At 54.5% G+C, this 25,117-nt stretch carries 21 protein-coding genes and 3 pseudogenes; 9 read left to right on the top strand and 15 right to left on the bottom strand.

Translation table 11 applies throughout. The features are described 5' to 3' along the window. The first annotated feature begins 2 nt into the window (after positions 1–2). Positions 3–1,091, top strand: a complete 1,089-nt coding sequence (gene hcxA, locus D9597_RS11705; RefSeq protein WP_001552558.1) for a hydroxycarboxylate dehydrogenase HcxA — start codon at positions 3–5, stop codon at positions 1,089–1,091. Between the two features lie 9 nt (positions 1,092–1,100). On the opposite strand, the gene D9597_RS11700 is transcribed toward hcxA, so the two are convergent. From D9597_RS11700 to entC, 7 genes are all read right to left on the bottom strand, one after another. Next, on the bottom strand, positions 1,101–1,298 hold the full coding sequence (locus D9597_RS11700) for a YbdD/YjiX family protein (protein ID WP_000460431.1): 198 nt from the start codon (positions 1,296–1,298) through the stop codon (positions 1,101–1,103). Positions 1,299–1,424: 126 nt separating this feature from the next. Then, positions 1,425–3,530 (bottom strand): pyruvate/proton symporter CstA, encoded by a 2,106-nt coding sequence (gene cstA, locus D9597_RS11695; RefSeq protein WP_001043146.1) that lies wholly within the window; start codon positions 3,528–3,530, stop codon positions 1,425–1,427. Between the two features lie 180 nt (positions 3,531–3,710). After that, the gene (gene entH, locus D9597_RS11690; protein ID WP_130222576.1) at positions 3,711–4,124 is read right to left on the bottom strand and encodes a proofreading thioesterase EntH; all 414 of its coding nucleotides are present in this window, start codon (positions 4,122–4,124) and stop codon (positions 3,711–3,713) included. A 2-nt stretch (positions 4,125–4,126) separates the two neighbouring features. After that, positions 4,127–4,873 carry a 2,3-dihydro-2,3-dihydroxybenzoate dehydrogenase EntA gene (gene entA / locus D9597_RS11685; protein WP_130222574.1) on the bottom strand — a complete coding sequence of 249 codons (747 nt, stop codon included), beginning with the start codon at positions 4,871–4,873 and terminating at the stop codon, positions 4,127–4,129. After that, positions 4,873–5,730 carry an enterobactin biosynthesis bifunctional isochorismatase/aryl carrier protein EntB gene (entB, locus tag D9597_RS11680; protein ID WP_001007133.1) on the bottom strand — a complete coding sequence of 286 codons (858 nt, stop codon included), beginning with the start codon at positions 5,728–5,730 and terminating at the stop codon, positions 4,873–4,875. Before entB ends, entA begins: the two co-directional genes overlap by 1 nt. A 13-nt stretch (positions 5,731–5,743) precedes the next feature. After that, entirely contained in the window at positions 5,744–7,354 is a 1,611-nt protein-coding gene (gene entE / locus D9597_RS11675; protein ID WP_130222572.1) for a (2,3-dihydroxybenzoyl)adenylate synthase EntE, read from the bottom strand. Between the two features lie 9 nt (positions 7,355–7,363). Next, complete coding sequence (gene entC / locus D9597_RS11670) at positions 7,364–8,539, bottom strand: isochorismate synthase EntC (protein WP_130222570.1); 1,176 nt, start codon at positions 8,537–8,539, stop codon at positions 7,364–7,366. A gap of 299 nt (positions 8,540–8,838) precedes the next feature. Between entC and fepB the strand changes: the two genes are divergently transcribed. Then, positions 8,839–9,795, top strand: coding sequence for a Fe2+-enterobactin ABC transporter substrate-binding protein (fepB, locus tag D9597_RS11665; RefSeq protein WP_130222568.1), 957 nt, complete (start codon positions 8,839–8,841; stop codon positions 9,793–9,795). A gap of 3 nt (positions 9,796–9,798) precedes the next feature. On the opposite strand, the gene entS is transcribed toward fepB, so the two are convergent. After that, on the bottom strand, positions 9,799–11,049 hold the full coding sequence (entS, locus tag D9597_RS11660; protein ID WP_130222566.1) for an enterobactin transporter EntS: 1,251 nt from the start codon (positions 11,047–11,049) through the stop codon (positions 9,799–9,801). Positions 11,050–11,159: 110 nt separating this feature from the next. On the opposite strand from entS, the gene fepD reads away from it, so the two are divergent. The 3 genes from fepD to fepC are packed head-to-tail and all read left to right on the top strand — an operon-like array spanning position 11,160 to position 13,965. Further along, positions 11,160–12,164 (top strand): Fe(3+)-siderophore ABC transporter permease, encoded by a 1,005-nt coding sequence (gene fepD / locus D9597_RS11655; protein WP_001298899.1) that lies wholly within the window; start codon positions 11,160–11,162, stop codon positions 12,162–12,164. Beyond that, complete coding sequence (fepG, locus tag D9597_RS11650; RefSeq protein WP_130222564.1) at positions 12,161–13,153, top strand: iron-enterobactin ABC transporter permease; 993 nt, start codon at positions 12,161–12,163, stop codon at positions 13,151–13,153. Before fepD ends, fepG begins: the two co-directional genes overlap by 4 nt. Then, positions 13,150–13,965, top strand: coding sequence for an iron-enterobactin ABC transporter ATP-binding protein (fepC, locus tag D9597_RS11645; protein WP_000140646.1), 816 nt, complete (start codon positions 13,150–13,152; stop codon positions 13,963–13,965). The genes fepG and fepC overlap by 4 nt, the downstream gene beginning before the upstream one ends. Here fepC and wzz(fepE) read toward each other — a convergent pair. From wzz(fepE) to fes, 4 genes are all read right to left on the bottom strand, one after another. Continuing rightward, positions 13,962–15,095, bottom strand: coding sequence for an LPS O-antigen length regulator Wzz(fepE) (gene wzz(fepE) / locus D9597_RS11640; RefSeq protein ID WP_130222562.1), 1,134 nt, complete (start codon positions 15,093–15,095; stop codon positions 13,962–13,964). The genes fepC and wzz(fepE) overlap by 4 nt on opposite strands. 246 nt (positions 15,096–15,341) lie before the next feature. Then, positions 15,342–19,223: an enterobactin non-ribosomal peptide synthetase EntF gene (entF, locus tag D9597_RS11630; RefSeq protein WP_130222560.1), complete on the bottom strand. Its 3,882-nt coding sequence runs from the start codon at positions 19,221–19,223 to the stop codon at positions 15,342–15,344. Beyond that, entirely contained in the window at positions 19,220–19,438 is a 219-nt protein-coding gene (gene ybdZ, locus D9597_RS11625; RefSeq protein WP_000885782.1) for an enterobactin biosynthesis protein YbdZ, read from the bottom strand. The genes entF and ybdZ overlap by 4 nt, the downstream gene beginning before the upstream one ends. A 2-nt stretch (positions 19,439–19,440) precedes the next feature. Continuing rightward, entirely contained in the window at positions 19,441–20,643 is a 1,203-nt protein-coding gene (gene fes, locus D9597_RS11620; RefSeq protein WP_130222558.1) for an enterochelin esterase, read from the bottom strand. Between the two features lie 242 nt (positions 20,644–20,885). Between fes and fepA the strand changes: the two genes are divergently transcribed. Further along, entirely contained in the window at positions 20,886–23,126 is a 2,241-nt protein-coding gene (fepA, locus tag D9597_RS11615) for a siderophore enterobactin receptor FepA (protein WP_130222556.1), read from the top strand. A 174-nt stretch (positions 23,127–23,300) separates the two neighbouring features. Next, on the top strand, positions 23,301–23,921 hold the full coding sequence (gene entD, locus D9597_RS11610) for an enterobactin synthase subunit EntD (protein ID WP_130222554.1): 621 nt from the start codon (positions 23,301–23,303) through the stop codon (positions 23,919–23,921). Positions 23,922–24,042: 121 nt separating this feature from the next. Here entD and hokE (D9597_RS11605) read toward each other — a convergent pair whose 3' ends face one another. Next, positions 24,043–24,195 (bottom strand): type I toxin-antitoxin system toxin HokE, encoded by a 153-nt coding sequence (gene hokE, locus D9597_RS11605; RefSeq protein WP_000956465.1) that lies wholly within the window; start codon positions 24,193–24,195, stop codon positions 24,043–24,045. Between hokE (D9597_RS11605) and D9597_RS23580 the strand changes: the two are divergent. Then, positions 24,164–24,393: pseudogene (locus tag D9597_RS23580) on the top strand (hypothetical protein). The gene hokE (D9597_RS11605) and the pseudogene D9597_RS23580 sit on opposite strands and share 32 nt — an antisense overlap. A 152-nt stretch (positions 24,394–24,545) precedes the next feature. Here the strand turns inward: D9597_RS23580 and hokE (D9597_RS11595) are convergent. Then, positions 24,546–24,698, bottom strand: a complete 153-nt coding sequence (gene hokE / locus D9597_RS11595) for a type I toxin-antitoxin system toxin HokE (RefSeq protein WP_000956465.1) — start codon at positions 24,696–24,698, stop codon at positions 24,546–24,548. Here hokE (D9597_RS11595) and D9597_RS23575 point away from each other — a divergent pair. Next, positions 24,667–24,917 (top strand): annotated as a pseudogene (locus D9597_RS23575) (hypothetical protein); the annotation flags it as partial. The gene hokE (D9597_RS11595) and the pseudogene D9597_RS23575 sit on opposite strands and share 32 nt — an antisense overlap. A 131-nt stretch (positions 24,918–25,048) precedes the next feature. Here the strand turns inward: D9597_RS23575 and hokE (D9597_RS23320) are convergent. Then, positions 25,049–25,117 (bottom strand): annotated as a pseudogene (gene hokE, locus D9597_RS23320) (type I toxin-antitoxin system toxin HokE); the annotation flags it as partial.

Genomic DNA, 25,117 nt, shown 5'->3' with positions numbered 1-25,117 from the left:
ACATGCCTCACAATCCTATCCGCGTGGTCGTCGGCCCGGCTAACTACTTTTCTCATCCCGGAAGTTTCAATCACCTGCACGATTTTTTCACTGATGAACAGCTTTCTCGCGCGGTGTGGATCTACGGCGAACGCGCCATTGCTGCGGCGCAAACCAAACTTCCGCCAGCGTTTGAACTGCCGGGGGCAAAGCATATTTTGTTTCGCGGTCATTGCAGCGAAAGCGATGTACAGCAACTGGCGGCTGAGTCCGGTGACGATCGCAGCGTGGTGATTGGCGTCGGCGGCGGCGCACTGCTCGACACCGCGAAAGCCCTCGCCCGCCGTCTCGGTCTGCCGTTTGTTGCCGTTCCGACGATCGCCGCAACCTGCGCCGCCTGGACACCGCTCTCCGTCTGGTATAACGATGCCGGACAGGCGCTGCATTATGAGATTTTCGACGACGCCAATTTTATGGTGCTGGTGGAACCGGAGATTATCCTCAATGCGCCGCAAGAATATCTGCTGGCGGGGATCGGTGACACGCTGGCGAAATGGTATGAAGCGGTGGTGCTGGCCCCGCAACCAGAAACGTTGCCGCTGACCGTCCGTCTGGGGATTAATAACGCGCAGGCCATTCGCGACGTCTTGTTAAACAGTAGCGAGCAGGCGCTTGCCGATCAGCAAAATCAGCAGTTAACGCAATCATTTTGCGATGTGGTGGATGCCATTATTGCTGGTGGTGGGATGGTCGGTGGTCTGGGCGATCGTTTTACGCGTGTGGCGGCGGCCCATGCCGTGCATAACGGTCTGACCGTGCTACCGCAAACCGAGAAGTTTCTTCACGGCACCAAAGTCGCCTACGGAATTCTGGTGCAAAGCGCCTTGCTGGGTCAGGATGATGTGCTCGCGCAATTAACTGGAGCGTATCAGCGTTTTCATCTGCCAACTACGCTGGCGGAGCTGGAAGTGGATATCAATAATCAGGCGGAGATCGACAAAGTGATTGCCCACACCTTGCGCCCGGTGGAATCCATTCATTACCTGCCAGTCACGCTGACACCTGATACCTTGCGTGCAGCGTTCGAAAAAGTGGAATCGTTTAAAGCCTGACGTACACATTTAGCAGCAGCGCGCGCCGCCTTTTCCACCGTAGCGCGCGTCCTGCCGCTCACGGAAAAACTCTTCGTAGGTCATCGGCGTTTGATCGGGATGGTTAACCCGCATATGTTCGACATAGTTGTCGTAATCAGGCATACCAATCATCAGTTTCGCCGCCTGACCTAAATATTTTCCGGCTTTTGCCAGTGAATCAAACATCAATAACTCCGGTAATCAGGTTGCTGAAATATTGCCGGATACGGCGCGAACGCCTTATCCGGACTGGAATTGCTGAGAGTAAGGGGAACGCTCGGCACTATACCAACATCCCCCCTCACTCTGACTTTAGTGCGCGCCTTTTGCCTGCGCCACGATCTCTTCAACATTTTCCGGCATTGGCTCATACGGCGTTTCTTTCGCCGTTGGCTTCGGCTCTTTCAATGCCGCAAGTGCCGTCTTAATCGAGAACAGCGCCAGGACCACCACAACCACCATAAAGAAGATGGTTAACCCGGCATCCAGACGGTTGTTGAACACCAGTTGCGCCAGTTGTGACTCAGTATACTGCGACGGAATATTGCCGCTGTCGATCATTGCCTGGAACTTGTTAGCAATGGCCAGGAAGCCGACTTTCGCATCCGGGCTAAACGCTTTCTGCCAGCCTGCGGTCAGGGTACAAATCAGCAGCCAGGCCGTTGGTACCAGCGCCACCCAGGCGTAACGTTGACGTTTCATTTTGAACAGCACCACAGCACAGAGCATCAGCGCCATCCCTGCCAGCATCTGGTTGGCAATACCAAACAGCGGCCACAGAGTGTTAATACCGCCCAGCGGATCGACCACGCCCTGATGCAAGAAGTAGCCCCACGCCAGCACGCACAGCGCCGTTGCCAGCAGGTTAGCAGGCAGTGAATCGGTCCGTTTCAGGCCCGGAGACACCACGCCCAGCAGATCCTGCAACATAAAGCGCGCGGCACGCGTACCTGCATCCACCGCCGTCAGAATAAACAGTGCTTCAAACAGAATGGCGAAGTGATACCAGAACGCCACATCCATCATGCCGCCCAGCGCACCGTGCAGAATGTAGGCCATCCCCACCGCCAGGGTCGGCGCACCGCCCGCACGGGAAATAATCGACTGTTCACCCACTTCGCTGGCAATCTGGTTTAGCGTATCCGGGGTAATCGCAAAGCCCCAGCTACTCACTACCTGCGCGGCAGAAGCGACTACATCCGCCGTCCCTGCCGGAGCCAGCACCGCCATCGGGCTGTTCATGGCGAAGTACACACCCGGATCGATGATACAGGCAGAAACCAGCGCCATAATCGCCACGAAGGATTCCATTAACATCCCGCCGTAGCCGATAAAACACGCCTGCCCTTCGTTCGCCAGCATCTTCGGCGTGGTACCGGAAGAGATCAGCGCATGGAAGCCAGACACCGCGCCACAGGCGATGGTGATAAACAGGAACGGGAACAGGTTACCGGTCCATACCGGGCCAGTACCATCAACAAATTTAGTCAACGCAGGCATGGTCAGCGTCGGGCGCATAATCAAAATGCCTACCGCCAGACCGACGATAGTCCCGATTTTCAGGAAGGTAGAGAGGTAGTCACGCGGGGCCAGCAACAGCCACACTGGCAGCACCGCCGCCACAAAACCGTAGCCCACCAGCATCCAGGTCAGCTGCACGCCGGTAAAGTCAAAGTACGGTGCCCAGGTCGGGCTTTCTGCCACCCAGCCGCCAGAGATAATGGCGAAAATCAGGAACACCAGACCAATCACCGACACTTCGCCAATACGCCCCGGACGCAGATAGCGCAGGTAGATCCCCATAAACAGCGCCAGCGGAATGGTGAACGCAACGGTATACGTTCCCCACGGGCTATGAGTCAGGGCTTTAACCACGATCATCGCCAGCACGGCAAGGATAATGACCATGATCATAAAGCAGGCCACCAGCGCTATCACCCCGGCGGTTGGCCCCATCTCTTCTTTGACCAGCTCACCCAGCGAGCGACCGTCACGGCGCGTAGAAACAAACAGCACCATGAAATCCTGCACCGCACCGGCGAGAACCACCCCGGCGAGCAGCCAGATCATCCCTGGCAGGTAACCCATTTGCGCCGCCAGTACCGGCCCAACCAACGGACCTGCTCCGGCAATGGCCGCAAAATGGTGACCGAACAGCACTTTTTTGTCCGTCGGCACATAGTCCAGCCCGTCGTTATGGCGCACCGCTGGCGTCATACGCGTCGGGTCAACCGCCAGCACATTTTTGGCGATATACAGCCCATAAAAACGGTAAGCGATCAGATAGATACAGACCGACGCCACCACAATCCACAGCGCGTTGATCTGTTCCCCACGATTTAAAGCAATGTATCCCAGAGCAAATGCTCCCATTACAGAGAGCACTGTCCAGACGAGGTATTTCCCTGATTTGTTCATAGTTGTTATCCGTGTGCGTGTCCATAGAGATGTTACATTTTGTTTCTATAACATCTTTGGGTAATTTAACAACACAGCAACCATGTAAATCGGAGTTGAAACCAATATTTAACTTCACAATGTTAACTCGATCACTCCGTTAACCGAGTTTTCCTGCAATCTCATTTAATTCTGTCGGGTTCATCCCAAAACTGCCGTACCCAGCCGGCAGGTGCAGCAACGCCGCCCCTGTTCATCGAAAACAACGATTTCCCAACTCTGATTTTGCCGCCCAAGATGCAGCGGCTGGCAGACGCCGCGTACCTTGCCTTCAGACACCGGGCGATGATGGGTGGCGTTAAGTTCCGTGCCCAGCACACACTGTCCGTCGCGGGTCATCATAAATCCGGCCATCGATCCCAGCGTTTCCGCCAGCGCCGCCGACGCGCCGCCATGCAGCAGGCCAAACGGCTGATGAGTACGGGTATCAACCGGCATTTCGGCTTCGAGTACATCATCGCCCAGACGGGTATACACAATTCCCAGATGCGCCACCATTGTGTTATCGCTGGTGGCGTTCAGCTCGTTGAGTGTTAAATGGCGTTTCCAGATCATGCTTATGCCCCCAGCGTTGAGCCGCCATCGACCACAATATCCTGTAGCGTGATATGGCTGGCGAGATCGGAAGCGAGGAACAAAATCGTATTGGCGATCTCCTGCGGACGGGCGATTTTCCCCAGCGGAATGCCGAGTTTAAACTGCTCGCCAAAGCCGCGAATACGCTGCTCTTCGGCGTCATCGCTCACCCACAGCGTGCGTTGCATATCAGTGTCGGTGGAGCCCGGCGAAACCACATTACAGCGCACCCCGCTACCCGCCAGTTCCAGCCCGACGCTCAACGCCAGGCTTTTCAGCGCCGCTTTCGACGCGCCATAAGCACTCATACCAATACGCGGCGTGTGTGCGGCGTCGGACGCAACAGTAACAATCGCCCCGCCCCGCTGACGGCGAAACTGGTTCATGGTCTGCTGAAACAGGTTAAACGCACCGCCGATATTGACCGCAAAAGTCTGCTGCCAGTCTTCCTTACTGAGCTGATCGGTCGCGCCCATGCGCAATATTCCCGCCGCATTGACCAGCACGTCCAGTCGCTCCGTTTCAGCTAACAGTCGCTGACATACCTGCGCCACCTGCGCAGCATCGGCAACATCCATCACTTCGGTCGCAAAGGGATATTGCTCCTGAGCGAACACTTGATCAAAACCTGTGACTTTCGCTCCCGCTTCAACAAACGCCAGCGCCGTGGCGTAGCCGATACCTTTCCCCGCGCCAGTTACCCAGACATTTTTACCGCTGAAATCCATTATTTCACCTCGCGGGAGAGTAGCTTCCACCAGGCGTCGATGGTCGGGTTTTTCGCCAGCATGACAAAGTCGATATCGCCATGCACTTTGCGCCAGCGCGCCGCCAGCGCCATCATCCGCACCGAATCCAGACCGTAGTCGATCAGGTTGTCGTCATCGAACGGCTCATCGGACTCGTCCAGCAACGGCAGGATCACCTCACGCAGCGCCGCTTTGCTGGCGGGGATAGGTGCTGGCAGTAATTCTTCGGTCATCACCACCCGACCAGAACGCCCGGCCACATATTTCAGCGACATCAAATGCTCGTCACGACTGAAATCGGCCAGCGCATCCGCCACCATAAACGGTTTAATATCGCGCATAAATGCGTCGGTTGCGGTGGTCATACAGCCAATGTGGGCATATACCCCGGTAATAATCAGCTGGTTACGTCCACTCTCTTTGAGCATTTGCTCCAGCGGAGAACGATGAAACGCGCTGTAGCGCCACTTCACCAGCACCGTGTCGTCGGCATCTGGCGTCAGGCGATCCACCACCTTTTGCTGTTCCGGCGAACGGGTCAGGCCCGGCCCCCACATATCATTCAACAGCGCCCGATCTTCATCGCTCTGCTCTTTCGGCTGGGCGGTGTAATAAACCGGGATATTGTGCTGTTTGCAGTAGTCGCGTAGTGCCGCAATATTGGCGATCACCTGCGCCATCATCGGGCAGTTCTCGCCCCAGAAGCTGACAAAATAGTCCTGCATATCATGGATTAACAACGCGGCACGTTGCGGTTCAAAGGCCCAGTCGACTTTATTCTGCGGAATATCGTGAGACTCCGGCAGCGCGTAAGCCTGTAATTTTGGAATAGCCATCGTGTTCTCTCCTTCAGGCTGATGCGCGTGACGCCAGCCACTGACGTAATTGTTTTTTATCGACTTTCCCGACCGCCGTCAGCGGAAGTGAATCCACACATTCCACGCGATCCGGTAATTTAAATTCGGCAATACCCTGTTCGCGCAGGAAACGACGCACCTGCACCGCGCGCAGCGGCTCTTTTACCACCAGATAAGCACAGCTTTTTTCGCCCATCAGCTCATCCTCCATGCTCACCAGTGCGGCGTAGATCACCGCCGGATGGCGCAGTAACAGGTTTTCGATCTCTTCGGCAGCGATCTTCTCGCCGCCACGGTTAATCTGATCTTTCTCGCGCCCCTGCACGGTGATGTAACCCTCTGGATCAATAGAGATCAGATCGCCGGAACAGTAAAAACCGTTGGCATCAAAGGCGCTGGCATTGTGCTGTGGGCTTTTGTAATAGCCGCGGAAGGTGTACGGACCGCGCGTCATCAGGCGTCCAACTTCCCCTTGCGGCAGTGGATTTCCTTCAGCATCGGCAACCCACACTTCATCGTCCGGACACATTGGGTAACCCTGGGTATGGATAATTTTCTCCGCGCTATCATCTAGACGGGTGTAGTTCACCAGCCCTTCCGCCATGCCAAACACCTGCTGCAACTGGCAGCCAATCTCAGCGGGAATACGCGCCGCAAGGGTGGCAGAAAGACGTGCGCCGCCGACCTGTAACAGTTTCAGCGAGGCAAGCTGCGCCCGGCTTTCGCCTTCAGCCAGCGCCTGCAACCACAGGCTGACTGCCGGCGGCACCAGCGCGGTAACGTTAACCTGATGTTTTGCAATCAACGGGAAGCAAAGCGTGGCGCTGGGATCGGCCGCCAGAACAACCGTTCCTCCGGCAAGAAAGACGCCCAGCGATCCTGGCGAACTCATAGCGTAGTTATGAGCCGCCGGGATCGCGCACAGGTAGCGCGTCTGTTGTGTGAACTGACAAATCTCGACGCTACGACGCACGCTGTAGTAGTAGTCGTTATGAGTGCGCGGGATCAATTTCGGTGTGCCGGTGGTGCCACCGGAAAGCTGGAAATAGGCCACTTCATCAGCTGGTGACGGCGTGGCAGTAAGATCCTCAGCCGGATGGTTAATCGCATCCTGCAAGTTATGCTCACCGCTGTCGTTGTGCAGTTGCACCACGCGAATGGAGGAATGTTCTGTGACGAAAGTATTGAGGAAATCATCCCCGCTAAACAGCGCATGTTGGCGATCGGCAATCAGCAATGTGGGTTCAATCTGGCTGGCATAGGCGTTCAGTTCACTACGCTGATGGCTGAACAGCGCCAGCACCGGCGCAACGCCCAGTTTCAGCAGCGCGAAAAAGGTAATATAAAGTTCAGCGACGTTACCCAGTTGTACCAGCGCGGTTTCACCAGGTTTAATGCCCTGACGGCGCAAACTACAGGCGAGGTTATCCGCCGCCTGATTCAGCTCCCGGTAACTCAACTGCCGCTCGCCGTCGATAACCGCGATGCTATCACTCGCGGCGTGGCGGGTCAGAATGTCGGTCAGCGGCAAATCCTGCCAGTAACCTTTTTCCCGATAGCGACGGGCAAACTCTTCCGGCCAGCGGGTGAATGGAATGCTCATCCTCGCTCCTTAATGCAATCCAAAAACGTTCAACATGGTAGAAAGTTTGACGCCTGTTTCGCGCCACTCACCCAACGGTGACGACGCAGGCACAATCCCCGCTCCGGCAAACAGACGCACCTGATTTTCCCGCAGCTTCGCGCAGCGGATAGTCACCACCCACTCGCCGTTACCTTCGCTGTCACACCAACCCACAATGCCGCCAAACAGCTCGCGGTCGAACGGCTCCAGATCAGCAATAACCTGGGTCGCGGCCTGATGAGGGAAACCACTCAGCGCGGGGGTCGGATGCAGCAGACAGGCCAGAGTCAGTGCGTTTTCTTGCGAATTCGCTTTACCTTCAAAGGGAGTTGCGAGATGCCACAGCGTCGGCGTGGTGATCAGCTGTGGAGAGGAGGGAACGTGTAACTCACTACTGCGTTCGCGCAGTACCTCTTTCATCGCCTGAGTCACCAGTTCATGTTCATGGCGATCTTTTTCTGACGCCAGCAGACGATTACCTGCTTCGAGATCGAGCACTTCATCCGGCTGACGACGCGCGGAACCGGCTAACGGAATGGAGCTAAAACGCTCGCCGTCTTTACGTAGCAGCAGTTCCGGGCTGGCCCCCAGCAGAACGCCACCATCAGCCAGCGGGACATGGAAGTTGTAACTAACCGGGTTTTGCGCGATCAACCGTTCCAGCAATACGCCACTATCAATGGCAGCGTCAGTGGTGATATCAATCAACCGCGACAACACCACTTTGTCGACCTGCGGCGTGGCGGTAAGTGCGGCGGCGCGGGCAACCATCTGTTCAAACGTGGTTTGTTCCGGAATTGCCTGGCGTTCCACCACGTTCAGCGACTGGCTGCGGATGAAACGGCGTGCGGAAGCTTGTTTTTCCTGACGGGAGAACGACTGCCAGGATTCGGGAATATACAGCGATGAAGGCTGACGTGGATCGAAGGGAATCGCCCCGACCATCACCGGATTTTTAATGCCCTGCGCTTTGGCATCGGCAAACAGCGCGGCGAGTTTTTGCTGGAAGGGACTGTCGGGCGAATCCCCGTTCACAGCCGGTTCATCGAAGCGGGCGAAACATCCTGACGTCGTAAAACTGCGGTACGGCGACATAAAGAAAAAGCGATTGGGCGCAAGTGTTGCCATGGTCTGCTGTACTTCCTCAGCCAGTGACGTATCCATATCATCCTCCACAAAATGATAAAGGCTTTAATAATGATTATCATTTATATTTTCGGTCGCTAACCTAAAAGCAAACGCGCACTATGTCAACTCTTGAGGTAACGCAATCTGCAACTCGGGGTTGCATCTGGTTGTGGTTACAATGAAAATGAGAAGCATTATTGATGGATTCGCATAAGCGCAATGTGATGGCCTGCGCCGTTCTGCCCCCTCTCCCCAAAGGAGCGAGGGGACGAATGGTGCGCTTTGTCGAATTTGTCATTACGCCCTTAACCTTATTAATAACAGGAAGCTGATTTGTGAGACTCGCCTCGCTCTACCGCAACGCCCTTCTATTAACAGGACTTTTGCTTTCAGGAATAGCCGCAGTTCAGGCTGCCGACTGGCCGCGTCAGATTACTGACAGCCGTGGCACTCATACCCTGGAAAGTCAGCCGCAGCGTATTGTTTCCACCAGCGTCACCCTGACCGGCTCACTGCTGGCGATTGATGCTCCGGTGATCGCCAGCGGCGCGACCACGCCAAATAACCGCGTAGCAGATGACCAGGGCTTTTTACGCCAGTGGAGCGATGTGGCGAAAGAACGCAAACTGCAACGACTCTATATCGGCGAACCGAGTGCCGAAGCCGTTGCCGCGCAAATGCCGGATCTGATTTTAATTAGCGCAACTGGCGGGGATTCGGCGCTGGCGCTGTATGATCAGCTTTCTACCATCGCCCCGACATTAATCATCAATTACGACGACAAAAGCTGGCAGTCGCTGTTAACGCAGCTTGGCGAAATTACCGGGCATGAGAAACAAGCGGCAGAGCGGATTGCACAGTTTGATAAGCAACTGGCAGCGGCGAAAGAGCAAATCAAATTACCGCCGCAGCCGGTCACTGCCATTGTCTATACCGCCGCCGCGCACAGTGCCAATCTCTGGACGCCGGAATCAGCACAAGGGCAGATGCTGGAACAACTCGGCTTTACGCTGGCGAAGTTACCCGCAGGGTTAAACGCCAGCCAAAGCCAGGGCAAACGCCATGACATCATTCAGCTTGGTGGGGAAAATCTGGCTGCTGGGTTAAACGGTGAATCGCTATTCCTGTTCGCCGGTGATCAGAAAGACGCCGATGCGATTTATGCTAATCCGCTGCTCGCGCACTTGCCTGCAGTACAAAACAAGCAAGTTTATGCACTGGGAACCGAGACGTTCCGTCTGGATTACTACAGCGCCATGCAAGTGCTGGAACGACTTAAGGCGCTGTTTTAAGCATTAACTGTCGGACGCTGTCACCTGCGGCGGCGTCTGGCGAAAACGCCGCAACTCCACCAGCACCAGCAACAACAACACACCGATAATAAACAAAGCAAAACCGCTCGCGCTTGCGGAAGCCACTGGTGTCATCATCGCCCCCAGACCGCCCAACAGTGCAGCACCAATCGCATCGCCCGTCACGTTCTGTGCCGTCCACAAACCGTTAATCCGCCCTAACATCGCTTCCGGGGTTTGCGTTTGCAGCATTGTATATTGCAGCAACGAACTAACCGCACTCAACCAGCCGAACAGTGCCAGACAAACCACGCCTAAAATCCACATCGGCATCAGGCCAAACAGACCAATGGCGAGGAACGATCCCAGCGTGGAGAGCAGCATCAATAACCCTGGTCGCGCACTATGTGCCAGCTTCCCGCTGGTTAACGCGCCAATAGCCGCACCGAGCGGGATCGCCGCATAGAGAAAACCAATCTGTGCCGCCGACATCTGCCAGTTGTCAGCCAGCGCCGGATACAGTACCCGCACCGCGCTCGCCATCGTCAATAAACCACCCAGCAGCGCAATCCCTCCCACCAGCGGACTGGCGAGCAGAAAACGAAAACCTGCCAGAAGTGATTTCAACGGATGCTCACGCGGCTGCGGTGGCGGTGGCAACGCCGGAAGGCTTAACAACGGCAGCAGGGTAATAAACGTGCCCGCTGCCGCCAGCCCGTAGTTCCAGGCGACGCCTCCGGTCGCCAGCAGTAAACCGCCAATCATGGGCGAAATCACCGACCCCAGACGCACGGTCAACATGGTGATCGCCCCGGCCTGCATTAAGTTTTCACGCCCTACCAGTGCAGGTGTCGCCGCCAGTAGCGCCGTAACGCCAAGCGATGCGAAAAAACCATCCCATAAACCAAGTAAATAGATTGCCAATAGAGATGGCTCCGGCAGCAGCGCGTTCAGGCACAGTCCAATGAAGCCAATGCCACAGGTGCCGCGCGCCAGCAAAATCACTTTTTTGCGCTCATAGCGATCCGCCAGCACACCGCCGACCATCAGGCCAACAAACATCGCGCCGCCGGTCAGCGTCACCGAAAGCCCCACCTGCCAGGTAGAATGCGTCATCATCTGGATCTGCACCGGCACCGCGACGCCGAGCAAACCCAGAGACACAATTGAGATAAAACGAGCGAGGAATACTGCGCGAAACGCCGGGTGCGTTTTCAACAGGCTGAGGTTAAGCAGCCAGGATTGTTTATTCATTACAATGCCTTGCCATCAAATATTTTAAATACCTATTCTTAGGCTGCACATGCTAACATATCCAAATAAGATCGATAACGATAATTAATTTCATTATCATGGAAGTTCGTATGTCTGGTTCTGTTGCCGTGACACGCGCCATTGCCGTGCCCGGATTGCTGTTATTACTGATTATCGCGACGGCATTAAGCCTGCTCATTGGGGCAAAATCACTCCCCGCTTCCGTAGTGCTGGAGGCCTTCTCCGGCACCTGTCAGAGCGCCGACTGCACCATCGTGCTCGACGCGCGACTGCCGCGCACCCTTGCCGGTTTACTGGCCGGCGGTGCGCTTGGGCTTGCCGGGGCGTTAATGCAAACCCTCACCCGAAACCCACTTGCCGACCCCGGCTTGCTTGGCGTGAACGCCGGAGCCAGCTTTGCCATTGTGCTGGGAGCTGCGCTGTTTGGTTACTCATCCGCGCAGGAACAACTGGCGATGGCCTTCGCCGGGGCGCTGGTGGCCTCGTTGATTGTTGCCTTTACCGGCAGCCAGGGCGGCGGGCAATTAAGTCCGGTGCGTTTAACCCTGGCGGGCGTGGCGCTGGCGGCGGTGCTGGAAGGGCTGACCAGCGGCATCGCCCTGCTTAATCCTGACGTCTACGATCAACTGCGTTTCTGGCAAGCCGGTTCGCTGGATATTCGTAATTTACACACCTTAAAAGTGGTGCTGATCCCGGTGCTGATCGCCGGAGCAACCGCGCTATTACTGAGCCGCGCGCTGAACAGTTTAAGCCTTGGCAGTGACACCGCGACGGCGCTGGGCAGTCGCGTGGCGCGCACACAGTTGATTGGCCTGCTGGCGATTACCGTGCTTTGTGGTAGTGCGACGGCGGTAGTTGGCCCGATTGCCTTTATTGGCCTGATGATGCCGCATATGGCGCGTTGGCTGGTAGGTGCCGATCATCGCTGGTCGCTGCCCGTCACGCTACTCGCTACCCCTGCCCTGCTGCTGTTTGCCGATATCATCGGGCGGGTGATTGTGCCCGGTGAACTGCGCGTTTCTGTGGTCAGTGCGTTTATTGGCGCGCCGGTGCTGATCTTCCTCGTGCGACGTAAAACGCGAGGTGGTGCATGATTTACGTCTCTCGCCGATTAATCATCACCTGTTTGCTGCTGGTTTCCGCCTGTGTGGTTGCAGGTATCTGGGGATTACGTAGCGGTGCCGTCACGCTGGAAACCTCGCAGGTATTCGCCGCGTTGATGGGTGATTCGCCGCGCAGTATGACGATGGTGGTCACCGAATGGCGTTTACCACGCGTGCTGATGGCGCTGTTGATTGGCGCGGCACTGGGCGTCAGCGGCGCGATTTTTCAGTCGCTGATGCGTAACCCGCTCGGCAGCCCTGACGTAATGGGCTTTAACACCGGGGCGTGGAGCGGCGTGCTGGTGGCGATGGTGCTGTTTGGTCAGGACCTGACGGCTATCGCGCTGGCAGCAATGGTGGGCGGCATTGTCACTTCGCTGTTGGTCTGGCTGCTCGCCTGGCGTAACGGTATCGACACCTTTCGGTTGATTATTATCGGCATCGGCGTTCGCGCCATGCTGGTGGCCTTTAATACCTGGCTGTTGCTGAAAGCGTCTTTAGAAACGGCGCTAACAGCGGGTTTGTGGAATGCCGGATCGCTCAACGGCCTGACGTGGGCAAAAACCTCGCCTTCCGCACCCATCATTATATTGATTCTCATTGCCGCCGCCTTGCTGGTGCGGCGAATGCGCTTGCTGGAAATGGGCGATGATACCGCGTGTGCGCTGGGCGTCAGCGTCGAACGTTCGCGTCTGTTAATGATGCTGGTTGCAGTGGTGCTTACCGCTGCGGCAACGGCGCTTGCCGGGCCGATTTCCTTTATTGCTTTAGTCGCGCCGCACATTGCCCGACGCATTAGCGGCACCGCTCGCTGGGGGCTGACCCAGGCGGCGCTGTGCGGAGCGCTGTTACTGCTGGCGGCCGATCTCTGCGCTCAGCAACTGTTTATGCCGTATCAACTTCCGGTTGGTGTCGTTACCGTCAGCCTCGGCGGTATTTACCTTATCGTCTTGTTAATTCAGGAGTCTCGCAAAAAATGACCGAATCAGTAGCCCGTTTGCGCGGCGAACAGTTAACCCTGGGATATGGCAAATATACCGTTGCGGAAAATCTGACTGTAGAAATACCTGATGGTCACTTCACGGCAATTATCGGGCCAAATGGCTGCGGTAAATCCACGTTACTGCGTACCTTAAGCCGCCTGATGACGCCTGCTCACGGGCATGTCTGGCTGGATGGCGAGCACATTCAACATTACGCCAGTAAAGAGGTTGCACGCCGGATTGGTCTGTTGGCGCAAAATGCTACCACGCCGGGAGATATCACCGTGCAGGAGCTGGTAGCGCGTGGGCGTTACCCGCATCAACCGCTGTTTACCCGCTGGCGCAAAGAAGATGAAGAAGCGGTAACGAAAGCGATGCAAGCAACGGGAATAACTCATCTGGCGGATCAAAGCGTGGATACCCTTTCTGGCGGACAACGCCAGCGGGCGTGGATCGCGATGGTGCTGGCCCAGGAAACGGCAATTATGCTGCTCGACGAACCCACGACCTGGCTGGATATCAGTCATCAGATTGATTTGCTGGAGTTGTTAAGCGAGCTGAACCGCGAGAAAGGCTATACCCTGGCGGCAGTGCTGCACGATCTTAATCAGGCCTGTCGTTACGCCAGCCATTTGATTGCATTGCGGGAAGGGAAAATTGTTGCTCAGGGAGCGCCGAAGGAGATTGTCACTGCTGAATTGATCGAGCGCATTTATGGCCTGCGCTGCATGATTATTGACGATCCAGTTGCCGGAACGCCGCTCGTGGTGCCGCTCGGACGAACGGCACCTTCAACCGCGAAGATTTAAACTAAGTGGTCTGCCATCATGGCATCCTGTTTTCTGGATGCCATCGCATGACGCAACAACACACTGCCACAAGCCACCATACCGCCAATCAGCGCGGAAAGGATCACAATAATCGCTTTGCCCGGACCGTCTTTTTTCACCGGCAAAGTCGGACGCAACTGATATTTAAACGGCGTAAAGTTTACATCATTGACATTTGTTTTTGTTAATTGCTCAACATGATACTGACGATTACGTAACTCACCGTTCAGTTCCGCAACATCGGTGACCGCTTTTTCAATTTCAAGTTTGCGTTCAATACCGTCAGCACCGAGAGAAATAGAAAAATCAGGGTCATCTTTAACAGCCTGACCATTACTGTATACGGGCTTTTTAATTCCTGCCGCATTGGCAATATCCAGTGAATAATTGAGACGCTGAATATTTGCATCAAGCTGATTTTTCGTTTTTATACGATCCTGGGTCAGTTTTTCTTTTTCAAACTGGGTTCTGATTTCCAGCTTATTACGCACATTTTCTAGCGACTCTTTCACCACGATGGCAGAGATATAATCGATATACCCTGCCAATACTGTCTGCGCTTCTTCACTGGTGGGTGCGGTGAAACTTAATGTCCAGGAAGTATACAACGCGGGCTCATCTTTTTTCTTACTGCCGTTGTCATCAACCGCTTTCATTTTTTCGCTCAATGCGACAATAGCGCGATGCAAATCCAGTTCGTCGAATTTCGCCTCTTTTAACTGATCCATGATATACGGTGACGAACGCAGATAATCTTCCAGCAAACTAACAGACTGAAATTTCTTGATAAACAGATTAAATACATCGTCACGTCCAATATTCACGTCAAGATCCAACACCCGCAGTTTGGTGAAGGTTTTCTCCAGGTCTTGCCACTGAACAGCCTCTGCGGGCGTGATGACTGCCGAGCTGGTCCATTTTTGCGGCAGGATGAAAGACACCAGTAATCCGATGCAGGCAAAGACAAAAGCCACCGCTATTATCCGCGTTTTTGCGCACCACAAAACTTCGATAAGTTTAAGTAAATCAATTTCATTATTGCTGGTCGGCGCCAGATGATAATCGGGAAAATGAGAATCGCTTCCCTGCTTAATATTCAGTGATGACATGTAGTTGAACCTGAGATTTTAGTCCATAAAAGCACAACGTTGTATATAACATTCTAACAGTATCTGAGAATTATCCGAAAGAACTCTTTCACTATTATTATCCAAAAATGAATAACAAACTCAGCAATCCCAGCAATGGTGCAGCTCTCAGAGAAATAAATAATTTTTAAGAATAAAAAAACCATAATCATTTAGTCGGATTATGGTTTTGCGTGAGGTTATGGCAAATTCATTACTAACGTACGGTTAGTTATTAATCAGCGTATTTATTAATGGTCCTATTTCTTTAAAATAATCCGGAGAAATAATATCCACATGCGCGCAATCCTGACGATAAATATCCAGCTCAGCTATCCACGGTGACCAGGCGCGTTCGGGACTCATACCTTCCTGAAGTGTGCGCTCAGCAACAAATAACGTTGCTTTGCCATCAAACGGAACGCTATGGGCGGTGGTTAACAAGCGCACAGCATCAGCGTAGTTGCCTTCAATGGTGGTAAACAACTCCGTTGAAGTACTTCCCTGCTGTGCCGCCAGGAAGGCCTCGCGTTCGCGGTTAATCTCCGCCAGCACTTCCGGGTCCAGACCATTAGCCTCTTTTTCCTGCCAGTTTTGCGTTTCTGGCGGCCACGTATCCAGCAAACCAAGAAATGCCACCTGTTCGCCACGGGTACGCAGTCGCGCCGCAATGCCCTGCGCCAGCGTACCGCCCAGAGAATACCCCAGCAGGTAATAAGGGCCGTGCGGTTGTTGTTTAAGTAACGTTGCCAGATGCGCTTCGCAGACTTCATCCTGGTTCGTCGCCGTCTGCATGGGTCCATGAGGGCGCGGCGACTGAATGCCGATAATCGACCATTGTGGATCGAGATAACGCGAGAGCACGCTAAACTGCCAGGCAAAACCGGATGCCGGATGGAAACAAAAAAGCGTCGGGCCATTACCTTCACGCAACGGCAGAATGGTTTCGAATCCCATGCGCCGGGAGCTGTCTTCTTCACCATCAATAATCGTCGCCAGTTTAGCGACGGTTGACGCGACCATCACCTGCCCCGGCGTCACCTGGCGGGCAAACTGCCGACTTAACTGCGCTGCCAGTTTCATTGCCAGTAGCGAATGACCGCCAAGCGCAAAGAAATCAGCATCGGCATCCTGCACGTCACAACCCAGCAACGACGAGAATGCCGCGGCGATAATCGTTTCACTGCCCGCTTTCGGCGCACGCCCCGGCGCTTGTGCCTTCAGTTCAGGCAACGGTAAGGCTTTGCGATCCAGCTTGCCGTTGGCGCTAAGAGGTAACTGTGGAAGTTGCAGCAGAACCACGGGCACCATATGCGGTGGCAATGTTTCGCGAAGCTGCGCCTGCAATGCGCTGGTATCCAACGGCAGACCTGATTGCGACACCAGATAGCCCACCAACTGACGCGCATCACCACCGGTGGCTGCCGCCTGGTTAATTACACAGGCGTGGGTAACGGCTTGTTCGACATCCGGCAGCGCCTGCATCACGCGATCGATTTCGCCCAGTTCAATACGCTGCCCGCGAATTTTTAGCTGATCGTCACTGCGCCCGAGGTACTCCACCGCACCGTTATCCAGCCAGCGGGCAACGTCTCCGGTACGGTACATCCGTTCACCTGGGGCAAAAGGATCGGCAATAAAGCGGCTGGCGGTCAGATCGGGTCGTCCGAGATACCCCTGCGCCAGTTGAATGCCGGTGAGATAGAGATCACCCGCCACACCCGGCGGCACCGGATGCATCATCGCATCAAGAATACGCAGGCCCGTATTCCACACCGGATAGCCAATCGGCACGCTGCTGCCGCGCACCTGTGCCAGTTCCTCGCCAAAAGCCGGATACCAACTGACATCTACCGCCGCTTCCGTCGGGCCATATAGATTATGCAACGGCGCGCCGGTTAACTGTTGCCATTCGCGGCATAAATCAGCCGGTAAGGCTTCACCACTACAGAAAACCTGTTTCAACGTCGCGCAACTCTGGCGAGCTGTTTGCGGCGTCAGCGATGCAACAAATGCCGCCAGCATCGACGGCACAAAGTGCGTGGTCGTTACGCCATATTCGGCAAAGAATTGCTGCATAGCGAGCGGGTCGCGGTGCGCTTCCGGTTCAGCCATCACCAGTTTTGCCCCGGCAATAAACGGCCAGAAAAACTCCCACACCGAGACATCAAAACTGCACGGCGTTTTTTGGGCAACGACATCTTCGCCTGTAAGCGAGTAATGGTTTTGCATCCAAAGCAGGCGATTAACGATAGCCGTCTGCCCGACCATTACCCCTTTTGGTCTGCCGGTGGAACCGGAGGTGAAGATGATATAAGCCGTGTGGTGCGGTTGTGAAAGCTGCAGCGGCGCACTGCCCTGCGGTGTAAGCGGGGCGTTATAGCAAAGGCTGGTTAAATTGGGGATATCGCTAAAGCGCGGCAGTTGATCGTCGGTGGAGATTAACAGCGACGGACGCGCATCTTCCAGCATCATTTTCAGGCGATCGTCCGGATAGCCGGTATCCAGCGGTAGCCAGGCCGCGCCAGCTTCAACTATCGCATGTAGCGCCAGGGTCAAAAAGACCGAGCGCGGTAGTGCCACCGCCACGCTGTCGCCCGGTTTAACGCCGCGCTCACGCAGCAGATTCGCCAGCGCTACCACCTGCTCGCGCATTTCCCGATAGCTGAACTGGTAACGTGCATCTGCCAGCGCCGGAGCATCCGGTGTTTTTGCCGCTTGCTCTGCCACCAGCGCACTCAGCGTGGTTTCTGGAATCTCAACCTGAGTGGCGTTGATCTGCGCCAGCTGCGCATACTCACCTGGCAGCATAATATCGACATCGCCGCACAACAGCGCCGGATCCGCGGCGAACTGGGCAATCAACATTTTCAGGCGTTCAGCATGCTGGATTAACGTTGACTCAGCGTAACGCTGTTTATTGGCGAGGATCTCAATACTCAAATCACCGTGTTCATCCGGGAACAGGGCCAGTTCAAGGTCATTAACCGGACCGGTTGCCAGGGTATGGGTTTGCGCCTGCACGCCCGGAATATCCAGTTGGTAATCAAATACCTTGATATTGAGTACCGGACCGAACAGCGGTTCATCACCTGCCGCTCGCCCGCTGTCGCGGACAATTTGTTCGGCATCAAAGCGTTGATGACGGCGCATTTTTTTCAATTGAGCCGCCAGTCGGGTTGCCAGTTCCGGCAGCGTTTCTTGCGCTTCAATGTGAATTCCCAACGGTAAAACGTTGAGCACCGGCCCGGTGGCGGTCAGGGCTGCCGATCCCATGCGGCGCATAAAGATAAATCCGGCGGCGTAGTCCATGCGGTTGCACAATCGCCCCAGCCATAACGCAGCCAGCGCAAGGGCTAAATCGGTACGCTGCACACCTGAAAGTTGCGTAGCCAGCTGGCGGAATTCCCCGTCGGTAAATTCCAGTTTCAGGCGCAGAATATCTGCCGAAGCGCTACGCCCCGGTAAAGGTGCCGGAGAAAGTGACGCGGGCGGTGGCAGTTGACGACGCTGTTCCGCCCAGAATGCCGCATCCCGCTGCCAGGCTTCGCTTTCGCGGTATTGCTGGTACTCTTCCACTACATCAGCGAAAGGCGTAAACGGCGAAGCAGGCGTTGGTTCGCCACGCAGCCATGTGCAGTAAATGTTGGCGATCTGGCGGGTAATGGCCGGGAAACTGAAGCCATCGACCAGCAAATGGTGATAACGCTGATACCAGTACCAGCGGTTATCCGCCACCTGTATCAGCTGATGAAAGACCAGTGGTTTACCGCTATCGACGCGCAGATCTTGTTGCAAATCCGCCTGCATTAATGCCTGCGCAGTACCGTGTGGATCAATGTTGGTTCGCAGGTCGATAATTTCTGGCAGTTCGAACGTCAGCGCATCATCGACCCACTGCCAGACTTCGCCGTTATCTTCCGTAAAACGCATCCGCAGTGTATCTGCTTGCGCTAATCCGGCAACCACCGCGCGGGCCAGTAATGGCACATCAACCTCTCCGGTTAACTCAACGTAATGCGCCACGCTCCAGGCGGAGGGTAAATCCGACAGTTTTTCTGCCATCCAGATGCCGGGTTGTGCGGCGACCAAAGGTAAATGCTGGCTCATTGCGCCTCCTGCAACTGGGTGAAATTCGCCGGTGTCAGAGTACGCCAGTGGGCTTCCAGCCACTGCTGGCAGGACTCTTGTGACTGCGGCTGACACACAATGTCCCAGCCTGCCGGTAAGGCGCATTGTTGCGGCCACAGACTGAATTGCCCCTGCGCATTGCGCAAAATGTAAAACGCTCCCTGTGGATCATCGAAGGGATTACTGAATGCCATATTCAACTCCTGTCATGGAAAAGTGGTTGCCAGAGGTCGATTAGCCCCTGCATCAAGCCACCGCGCCAACAAAGCGCATCATGTCCGCCGTCAACCTGACGCCAGAAAATGGATTCTTTTATGGGGTGTAATTGCGCATACAGCGCCTGATTGGCCCGCATGATCATCGGCTCGCGAATACCCGCTTCCAGCACAATGCGCAGACCTTCGGCGCTAACTTCACCAGCTTTAAGTTGCTCAAGTAAAACACCTTCTTGCTGCCCGCCCCGATGCGGCCACCAGTACGATCCTGACTGGCTTAATACACAGCCAAAGCGTTCAGGCCAGTGCAGTCCGGCATACAGCGCGGAAAGCCCACCAAAACTCTGCCCGGCGACCACGGTGCGATCGGCGCGATCGCTAAAAGGGGCAATAGCTTTCACCAGGGGTAATAACTCTTGCTGTACTGCCAGCCAGAAATCGGCATTACACGGCAGTTCGTGGGCGCGGTGCGTGGTGTCGATAGCGTCGATCAACACATACACGGCGGGAGGAAGTTGCTGACGATGGGTCAGCGAAGTCAGCACAGGCCAGACGGGCATACTCTGCGCCCAAAATTCGCCATCGAGCAAAACTGCCAGCGGGCGTTCTTCTGCTGTTGCATCACCGGTGGTAAAAATCCATACACGGCGTGAATTTTTCAACCGTTCACTTTTCCAGATAATTTCTTTGGCAGGCGTTTCTGGCGCTTGCGGACAATCCCAACCAGGTTGCACGGGCGCTTGCGGCATTTCGAGTGCAGAAACAGCGTGCCCTCGCCCGCCTTTCCAGCTTTGTGGATTCAGCGGATCGGCTATCGCCTGGGGGAGTAATTTTTGCCATCCCTCGCGTAACTCGAGGCGATCGGGGGATGGTGCAGAAAAAATGTCATCGCGTTCGGTGGGAATAAAACAGTAGCTGCCGCGCCAGTTGGCATTGAGTTGTGTCGTCCACTGCCAGACGTTGGTACCTGCAATTCGCTGCATCGACTGGGGGCGGCTATTTTGATGGTGATCGGTGACGCCAGTAATGTAGACCCATACGCGCTTTATCGTCGAGTAGTCTTCAGAACCTTGTGGATCACGCCACCAGAAAGTGACCTCAAACATTTCGTCATTAAGACGCTGCCATTCAGGGCCATGTTTCAACTGCCACCAGCTATCACTTCCCACCTTTAACGCCGCCACATCATAACCTTATGTTTATTGTGAATTTTTTCATTGATTGCAGAAATATATTGATAATATTATTGATAACTATTTGCATTTGCAATAGCGTAATGGCACGCCGTGGGAAGCGCGGACATTTATTAACCAACTGCACTGCGTGTCTTTCAGGATCAAAGGTTTTCGCGGTAGCGGGATGCGTCGTGTTGATGACGACCATGCCCGACAGTTGCAATTCGTGGCAAAAATGCAGGAATAAAACAATGAACAAGAAGATTCATTCCCTGGCCTTGTTGGTCAATCTGGGGATTTATGGGGTAGCACAGGCACAAGAGCCAACCGATACTCCTGTTTCACATGACGATACCATTGTCGTTACCGCCGCAGAGCAGAACTTGCAGGCGCCTGGCGTTTCGACCATCACCGCAGATGAAATCCGCAAAAACCCCGTTGCCCGCGATGTGTCGGAAATCATCCGTACCATGCCAGGCGTTAACCTGACCGGTAACTCCACCAGTGGTCAGCGTGGTAATAACCGCCAGATTGATATTCGCGGCATGGGGCCGGAAAACACGTTGATTTTGATTGACGGCAAACCGGTCAGCAGCCGTAACTCGGTACGTCAGGGCTGGCGTGGCGAGCGCGATACCCGTGGCGATACCTCCTGGGTGCCGCCTGAAATGATTGAACGTATTGAAGTTCTGCGTGGTCCGGCAGCTGCGCGTTATGGCAACGGCGCGGCGGGCGGCGTAGTTAACATCATTACCAAAAAAGGCAGCGGTGAGTGGCATGGCTCCTGGGATGCTTATTTCAACGCCCCAGAACATAAAGAGGAAGGTGCCACCAAACGTACCAACTTCAGCCTGACCGGCCCGCTGGGTGATGAATTCAGCTTCCGTTTATATGGCAACCTCGACAAAACTCAGGCTGACGCGTGGGATATTAACCGGGGGCATCAGTCCGCGCGTGCCGGTACATATGCGGATACGCTGCCCGCCGGGCGCGAAGGGGTGATCAACAAGGATATTAATGGCGTAGTTCGCTGGGACTTTGCGCCTCTGCAATCACTTGAACTGGAAGCAGGCTACAGCCGCCAGGGCAACCTGTATGCAGGCGACACACAGAACACCAACTCCGATTCCTATACCCGCTCGAAATATGGTGATGAAACCAACCGCTTGTATCGCCAGAACTACTCGCTGACCTGGAACGGCGGCTGGGATAACGGCGTGACCACCAGCAACTGGGTACAGTACGAACACACGCGAAACTCACGTATTCCAGAAGGTCTGGCGGGCGGCACCGAAGGGAAATTTAACGAAAAAGCGACACAGGATTTCGTCGATATCGATCTTGATGACGTGATGCTGCACAGCGAAATTAACCTGCCGATTGATTTCCTTGTTAACCAGACTCTGACGCTGGGTACGGAGTGGAATCAGCAGCGGATGAAGGACTTAAGTTCCAACACCCAGGCGCTGACCGGAACGAATACCGGTGGTGCTATTGATGGCGTGAGCGCCACCGACCGTAGCCCATATTCAAAAGCAGAAATTTTCTCGCTGTTTGCCGAAAACAACATGGAGCTGACTGACAGCACCATCGTAACGCCGGGGCTGCGTTTCGATCATCACAGCATTGTTGGCGATAACTGGAGCCCGGCGCTGAACATATCGCAAGGTTTAGGCGATGACTTCACGCTGAAAATGGGCATTGCCCGCGCCTATAAAGCGCCGAGCCTGTACCAGACTAACCCGAACTACATTCTCTACAGTAAAGGTCAGGGCTGTTACGCCAGCGCAGGCGGCTGCTATCTGCAGGGGAACGATGACCTGAAAGCGGAAACCAGTATCAACAAAGAGATTGGTCTGGAGTTCAAACGCGACGGCTGGCTGGCGGGCGTCACCTGGTTCCGTAACGATTATCGCAATAAGATTGAAGCGGGCTATGTGGCTGTAGGGCAAAACGCAGCCGGCACCGATCTCTACCAGTGGGATAACGTGCCGAAAGCGGTGGTTGAAGGTCTGGAAGGATCGTTAAACGTACCGGTTAGCGAAACGGTGATGTGGACCAATAACATCACTTATATGCTGAAGAGTGAAAACAAAACCACGGGCGACCGTTTGTCGATTATCCCGGAGTATACGTTGAACTCAACGCTGAGCTGGCAGGCACGAGAAGATTTGTCGATGCAAACGACCTTCACCTGGTACGGCAAGCAGCAGCCGAAGAAGTACAACTATAAAGGTCAGCCAGCGGTTGGTCCGGAAACCAAAGAAATCAGTCCGTACAGCATTGTGGGTCTGAGCGCGACCTGGGATGTGACGAAGAATGTCAGTCTGACCGGCGGCGTGGACAACCTGTTCGACAAGCGTTTGTGGCGTGCGGGCAATGCCCAGACCACAGGCGATCTGGCAGGAGCCAACTATATTGCCGGTGCTGGGGCGTATACCTATAACGAGCCGGGACGTACGTGGTATATGAGCGTTAACACTCACTTCTGATGCTAACGTCAGATTGTTGACAAAGTGCGCGTCGTTCATGCCGGATGCGGCGTGAACGCCTTATCAGGCCTACAAAAATCTTGCCAATTCAATATATTGCAGGACCACGTAGGCCTGATAAGCGTAGCGCATCAGGCAGTTTTGCGTTTGTCATCAGTCTCAAATATGGTCGACATGAAAACTACGCATACCGCCCTCCCCTTTGCCGGACATACGCTGCATTTTGTTGAGTTTGATCCGGCGAGTTTTCGCGAGCAGGATTTACTCTGGCTGCCGCACTACGCGCAACTGCAAAACGCTGGACGGAAACGCAAAGCCGAACATTTGGCCGGACGGATTGCTGCTGTTTATGCGTTGCGGGAATATGGCTATAAATGTATACCCGCAATCGGCGAGCTACGTCAACCTGTGTGGCCTGCGGGGTTACATGGCAGTATCAGCCACTGCGGGACTACGGCATTAGCCGTGGTATCCCGTCAACCGATTGGCATTGATATCGAAGAAATTTTTTCTGCGCAAACAGCGGCAGAATTGACAGACAACATTATTACGCCAGCGGAACACGAGCGACTCGCAGACTGCGGTTTAGCCTTTTCTCTGGCGCTGACACTGGCATTTTCCGCCAAAGAGAGTGCATTTAAGGCAAACAAGATACAGGCCGCTCCAGGTTTTCTGGATTATCAGATAATTAGCTGGAATAAACAGCGGATCATCATTCGACTAGAGGATGAGCAGTTTGCTGTGCACTGGCAGCTTAAACAAAAGATAGTCATAACGCTGTGCCAACACGATTAATTGACAACATCTGGTACGGTTCGCCCGCAGCCATCACTGACCGCGGGCGAAAGTGTAAAGCAGGTGCCTTACCATCCTGACCTGACAACCGGATATGCGGGGATTACTCCCCGCACAACGGCTACTTCTTTGGTTCGTAAGCGAGAACAGCCTTAAACTCAATATTACGTTCCTTTACGGTGAACTCACACAGTGAGTCTCCGACCAGAAGCGTAAATCCCAGCACCGTTAAACACAGCACTATGACTGCCACAAGGGCATATTTCGTCAGCATGTTTATATTGCCTCCATGCGAAGAAGGGACTACCATCCGAGTTGTTGAGGTTCGGAGTGGCAGCCCCAGGGTTGATAGAAATATCTCCTGGGGCTTCATCTTTCCAGACCTCAGAGTAAACCTGAAACCGGAAAGCTTCAGGCACCCGCAGTTATCTTACCCTTCCTTAGCAAAATAGCTGTTTATTTATACAGTTAATCCTGTTTCGGACTTCTGTCGGCAAAACTGATCATTGCCCTTAATACGAAATCGCCCGCAGCCATCACTGACCGCGGGCGAAAGTGTAAAGCAGGTGCCTTACCACCCTGACCTGACAACCGGATATGCGGGGATTACTCCCCGCACAACGGCTACTTCTTCGGTTCGTAAGCGAGAACAGCCTTAAACTCAATATTACGTTCCTTCACGGTGAACTCACACAGTGAGTCTCCGACCAGAAGCGTAAATCCCAGCACCGTTAAACACAGCACTATGACCGCCACAAGGGCATATTTCGTCAGCATGTTTATATTGCCTCCATGCGAAGAAGGGACTACCATCCAAATTGTTCGGGTTTGGAGTGGCAGCCCCAGGGTTGATAGAAATATCTCCTGGGGCTTCATCTTTCCAGACCTCAGAGTAAACCTGAAACCGGAAAGCTTCAGGCACCCGCCGTTATCTTACCCTTCCTTAACAAAATGGCTGTTTATTTATACAGCAAATCCTGTTTCGGACTTCTGTCAGCAAAACTGATCATTGCCCTTAAAACGAAATCGCCCGCAGCCATCACTGACCGCGGGCGAAAGTGTAAAGCAGGTGCCTTACCACCCTGACCTGACAACCGGATATGCGGGGATTGCTCCCCGCACAACGGCTACTTCTTCGGTTCGTAAGCGAGAACAGCCTTAAACTCAATATTACGTTCCTTTACGGTGAACTCACA

The sequence above is a fragment of the Escherichia sp. E13S3 genome (assembly GCF_004212325.1).
Taxonomy (GTDB): domain Bacteria; phylum Pseudomonadota; class Gammaproteobacteria; order Enterobacterales; family Enterobacteriaceae; genus Escherichia.
This window is presented reverse-complemented; position numbering and strand designations above follow the sequence as displayed.

What these genes read in the sequence shown, in the direction of transcription:
- entH (WP_130222576.1), bottom strand. Translation starts at nt 4,124, where the DNA reads ATGATCTGGAAACGCCATTTAACACTCAACGAGCTGAACGCCACCAGC.
- entB (WP_001007133.1), bottom strand. Translation starts at nt 5,730, where the DNA reads ATGGCTATTCCAAAATTACAGGCTTACGCGCTGCCGGAGTCTCACGAT.
- entD (WP_130222554.1), top strand. Translation starts at nt 23,301, where the DNA reads ATGAAAACTACGCATACCGCCCTCCCCTTTGCCGGACATACGCTGCAT.
- entE (WP_130222572.1), bottom strand. Translation starts at nt 7,354, where the DNA reads ATGAGCATTCCATTCACCCGCTGGCCGGAAGAGTTTGCCCGTCGCTAT.
- entC (WP_130222570.1), bottom strand. Translation starts at nt 8,539, where the DNA reads ATGGATACGTCACTGGCTGAGGAAGTACAGCAGACCATGGCAACACTT.
- D9597_RS11700 (WP_000460431.1), bottom strand. Translation starts at nt 1,298, where the DNA reads ATGTTTGATTCACTGGCAAAAGCCGGAAAATATTTAGGTCAGGCGGCG.
- cstA (WP_001043146.1), bottom strand. Translation starts at nt 3,530, where the DNA reads ATGAACAAATCAGGGAAATACCTCGTCTGGACAGTGCTCTCTGTAATG.
- hokE (WP_000956465.1), bottom strand. Translation starts at nt 24,698, where the DNA reads ATGCTGACGAAATATGCCCTTGTGGCGGTCATAGTGCTGTGTTTAACG.
- entA (WP_130222574.1), bottom strand. Translation starts at nt 4,873, where the DNA reads ATGGATTTCAGCGGTAAAAATGTCTGGGTAACTGGCGCGGGGAAAGGT.
- fepA (WP_130222556.1), top strand. Translation starts at nt 20,886, where the DNA reads ATGAACAAGAAGATTCATTCCCTGGCCTTGTTGGTCAATCTGGGGATT.
- hokE (WP_000956465.1), bottom strand. Translation starts at nt 24,195, where the DNA reads ATGCTGACGAAATATGCCCTTGTGGCAGTCATAGTGCTGTGTTTAACG.
- entF (WP_130222560.1), bottom strand. Translation starts at nt 19,223, where the DNA reads ATGAGCCAGCATTTACCTTTGGTCGCCGCACAACCCGGCATCTGGATG.
- fepC (WP_000140646.1), top strand. Translation starts at nt 13,150, where the DNA reads ATGACCGAATCAGTAGCCCGTTTGCGCGGCGAACAGTTAACCCTGGGA.
- ybdZ (WP_000885782.1), bottom strand. Translation starts at nt 19,438, where the DNA reads ATGGCATTCAGTAATCCCTTCGATGATCCACAGGGAGCGTTTTACATT.
- hcxA (WP_001552558.1), top strand. Translation starts at nt 3, where the DNA reads ATGCCTCACAATCCTATCCGCGTGGTCGTCGGCCCGGCTAACTACTTT.
- entS (WP_130222566.1), bottom strand. Translation starts at nt 11,049, where the DNA reads ATGAATAAACAATCCTGGCTGCTTAACCTCAGCCTGTTGAAAACGCAC.
- fepD (WP_001298899.1), top strand. Translation starts at nt 11,160, where the DNA reads ATGTCTGGTTCTGTTGCCGTGACACGCGCCATTGCCGTGCCCGGATTG.
- fepG (WP_130222564.1), top strand. Translation starts at nt 12,161, where the DNA reads ATGATTTACGTCTCTCGCCGATTAATCATCACCTGTTTGCTGCTGGTT.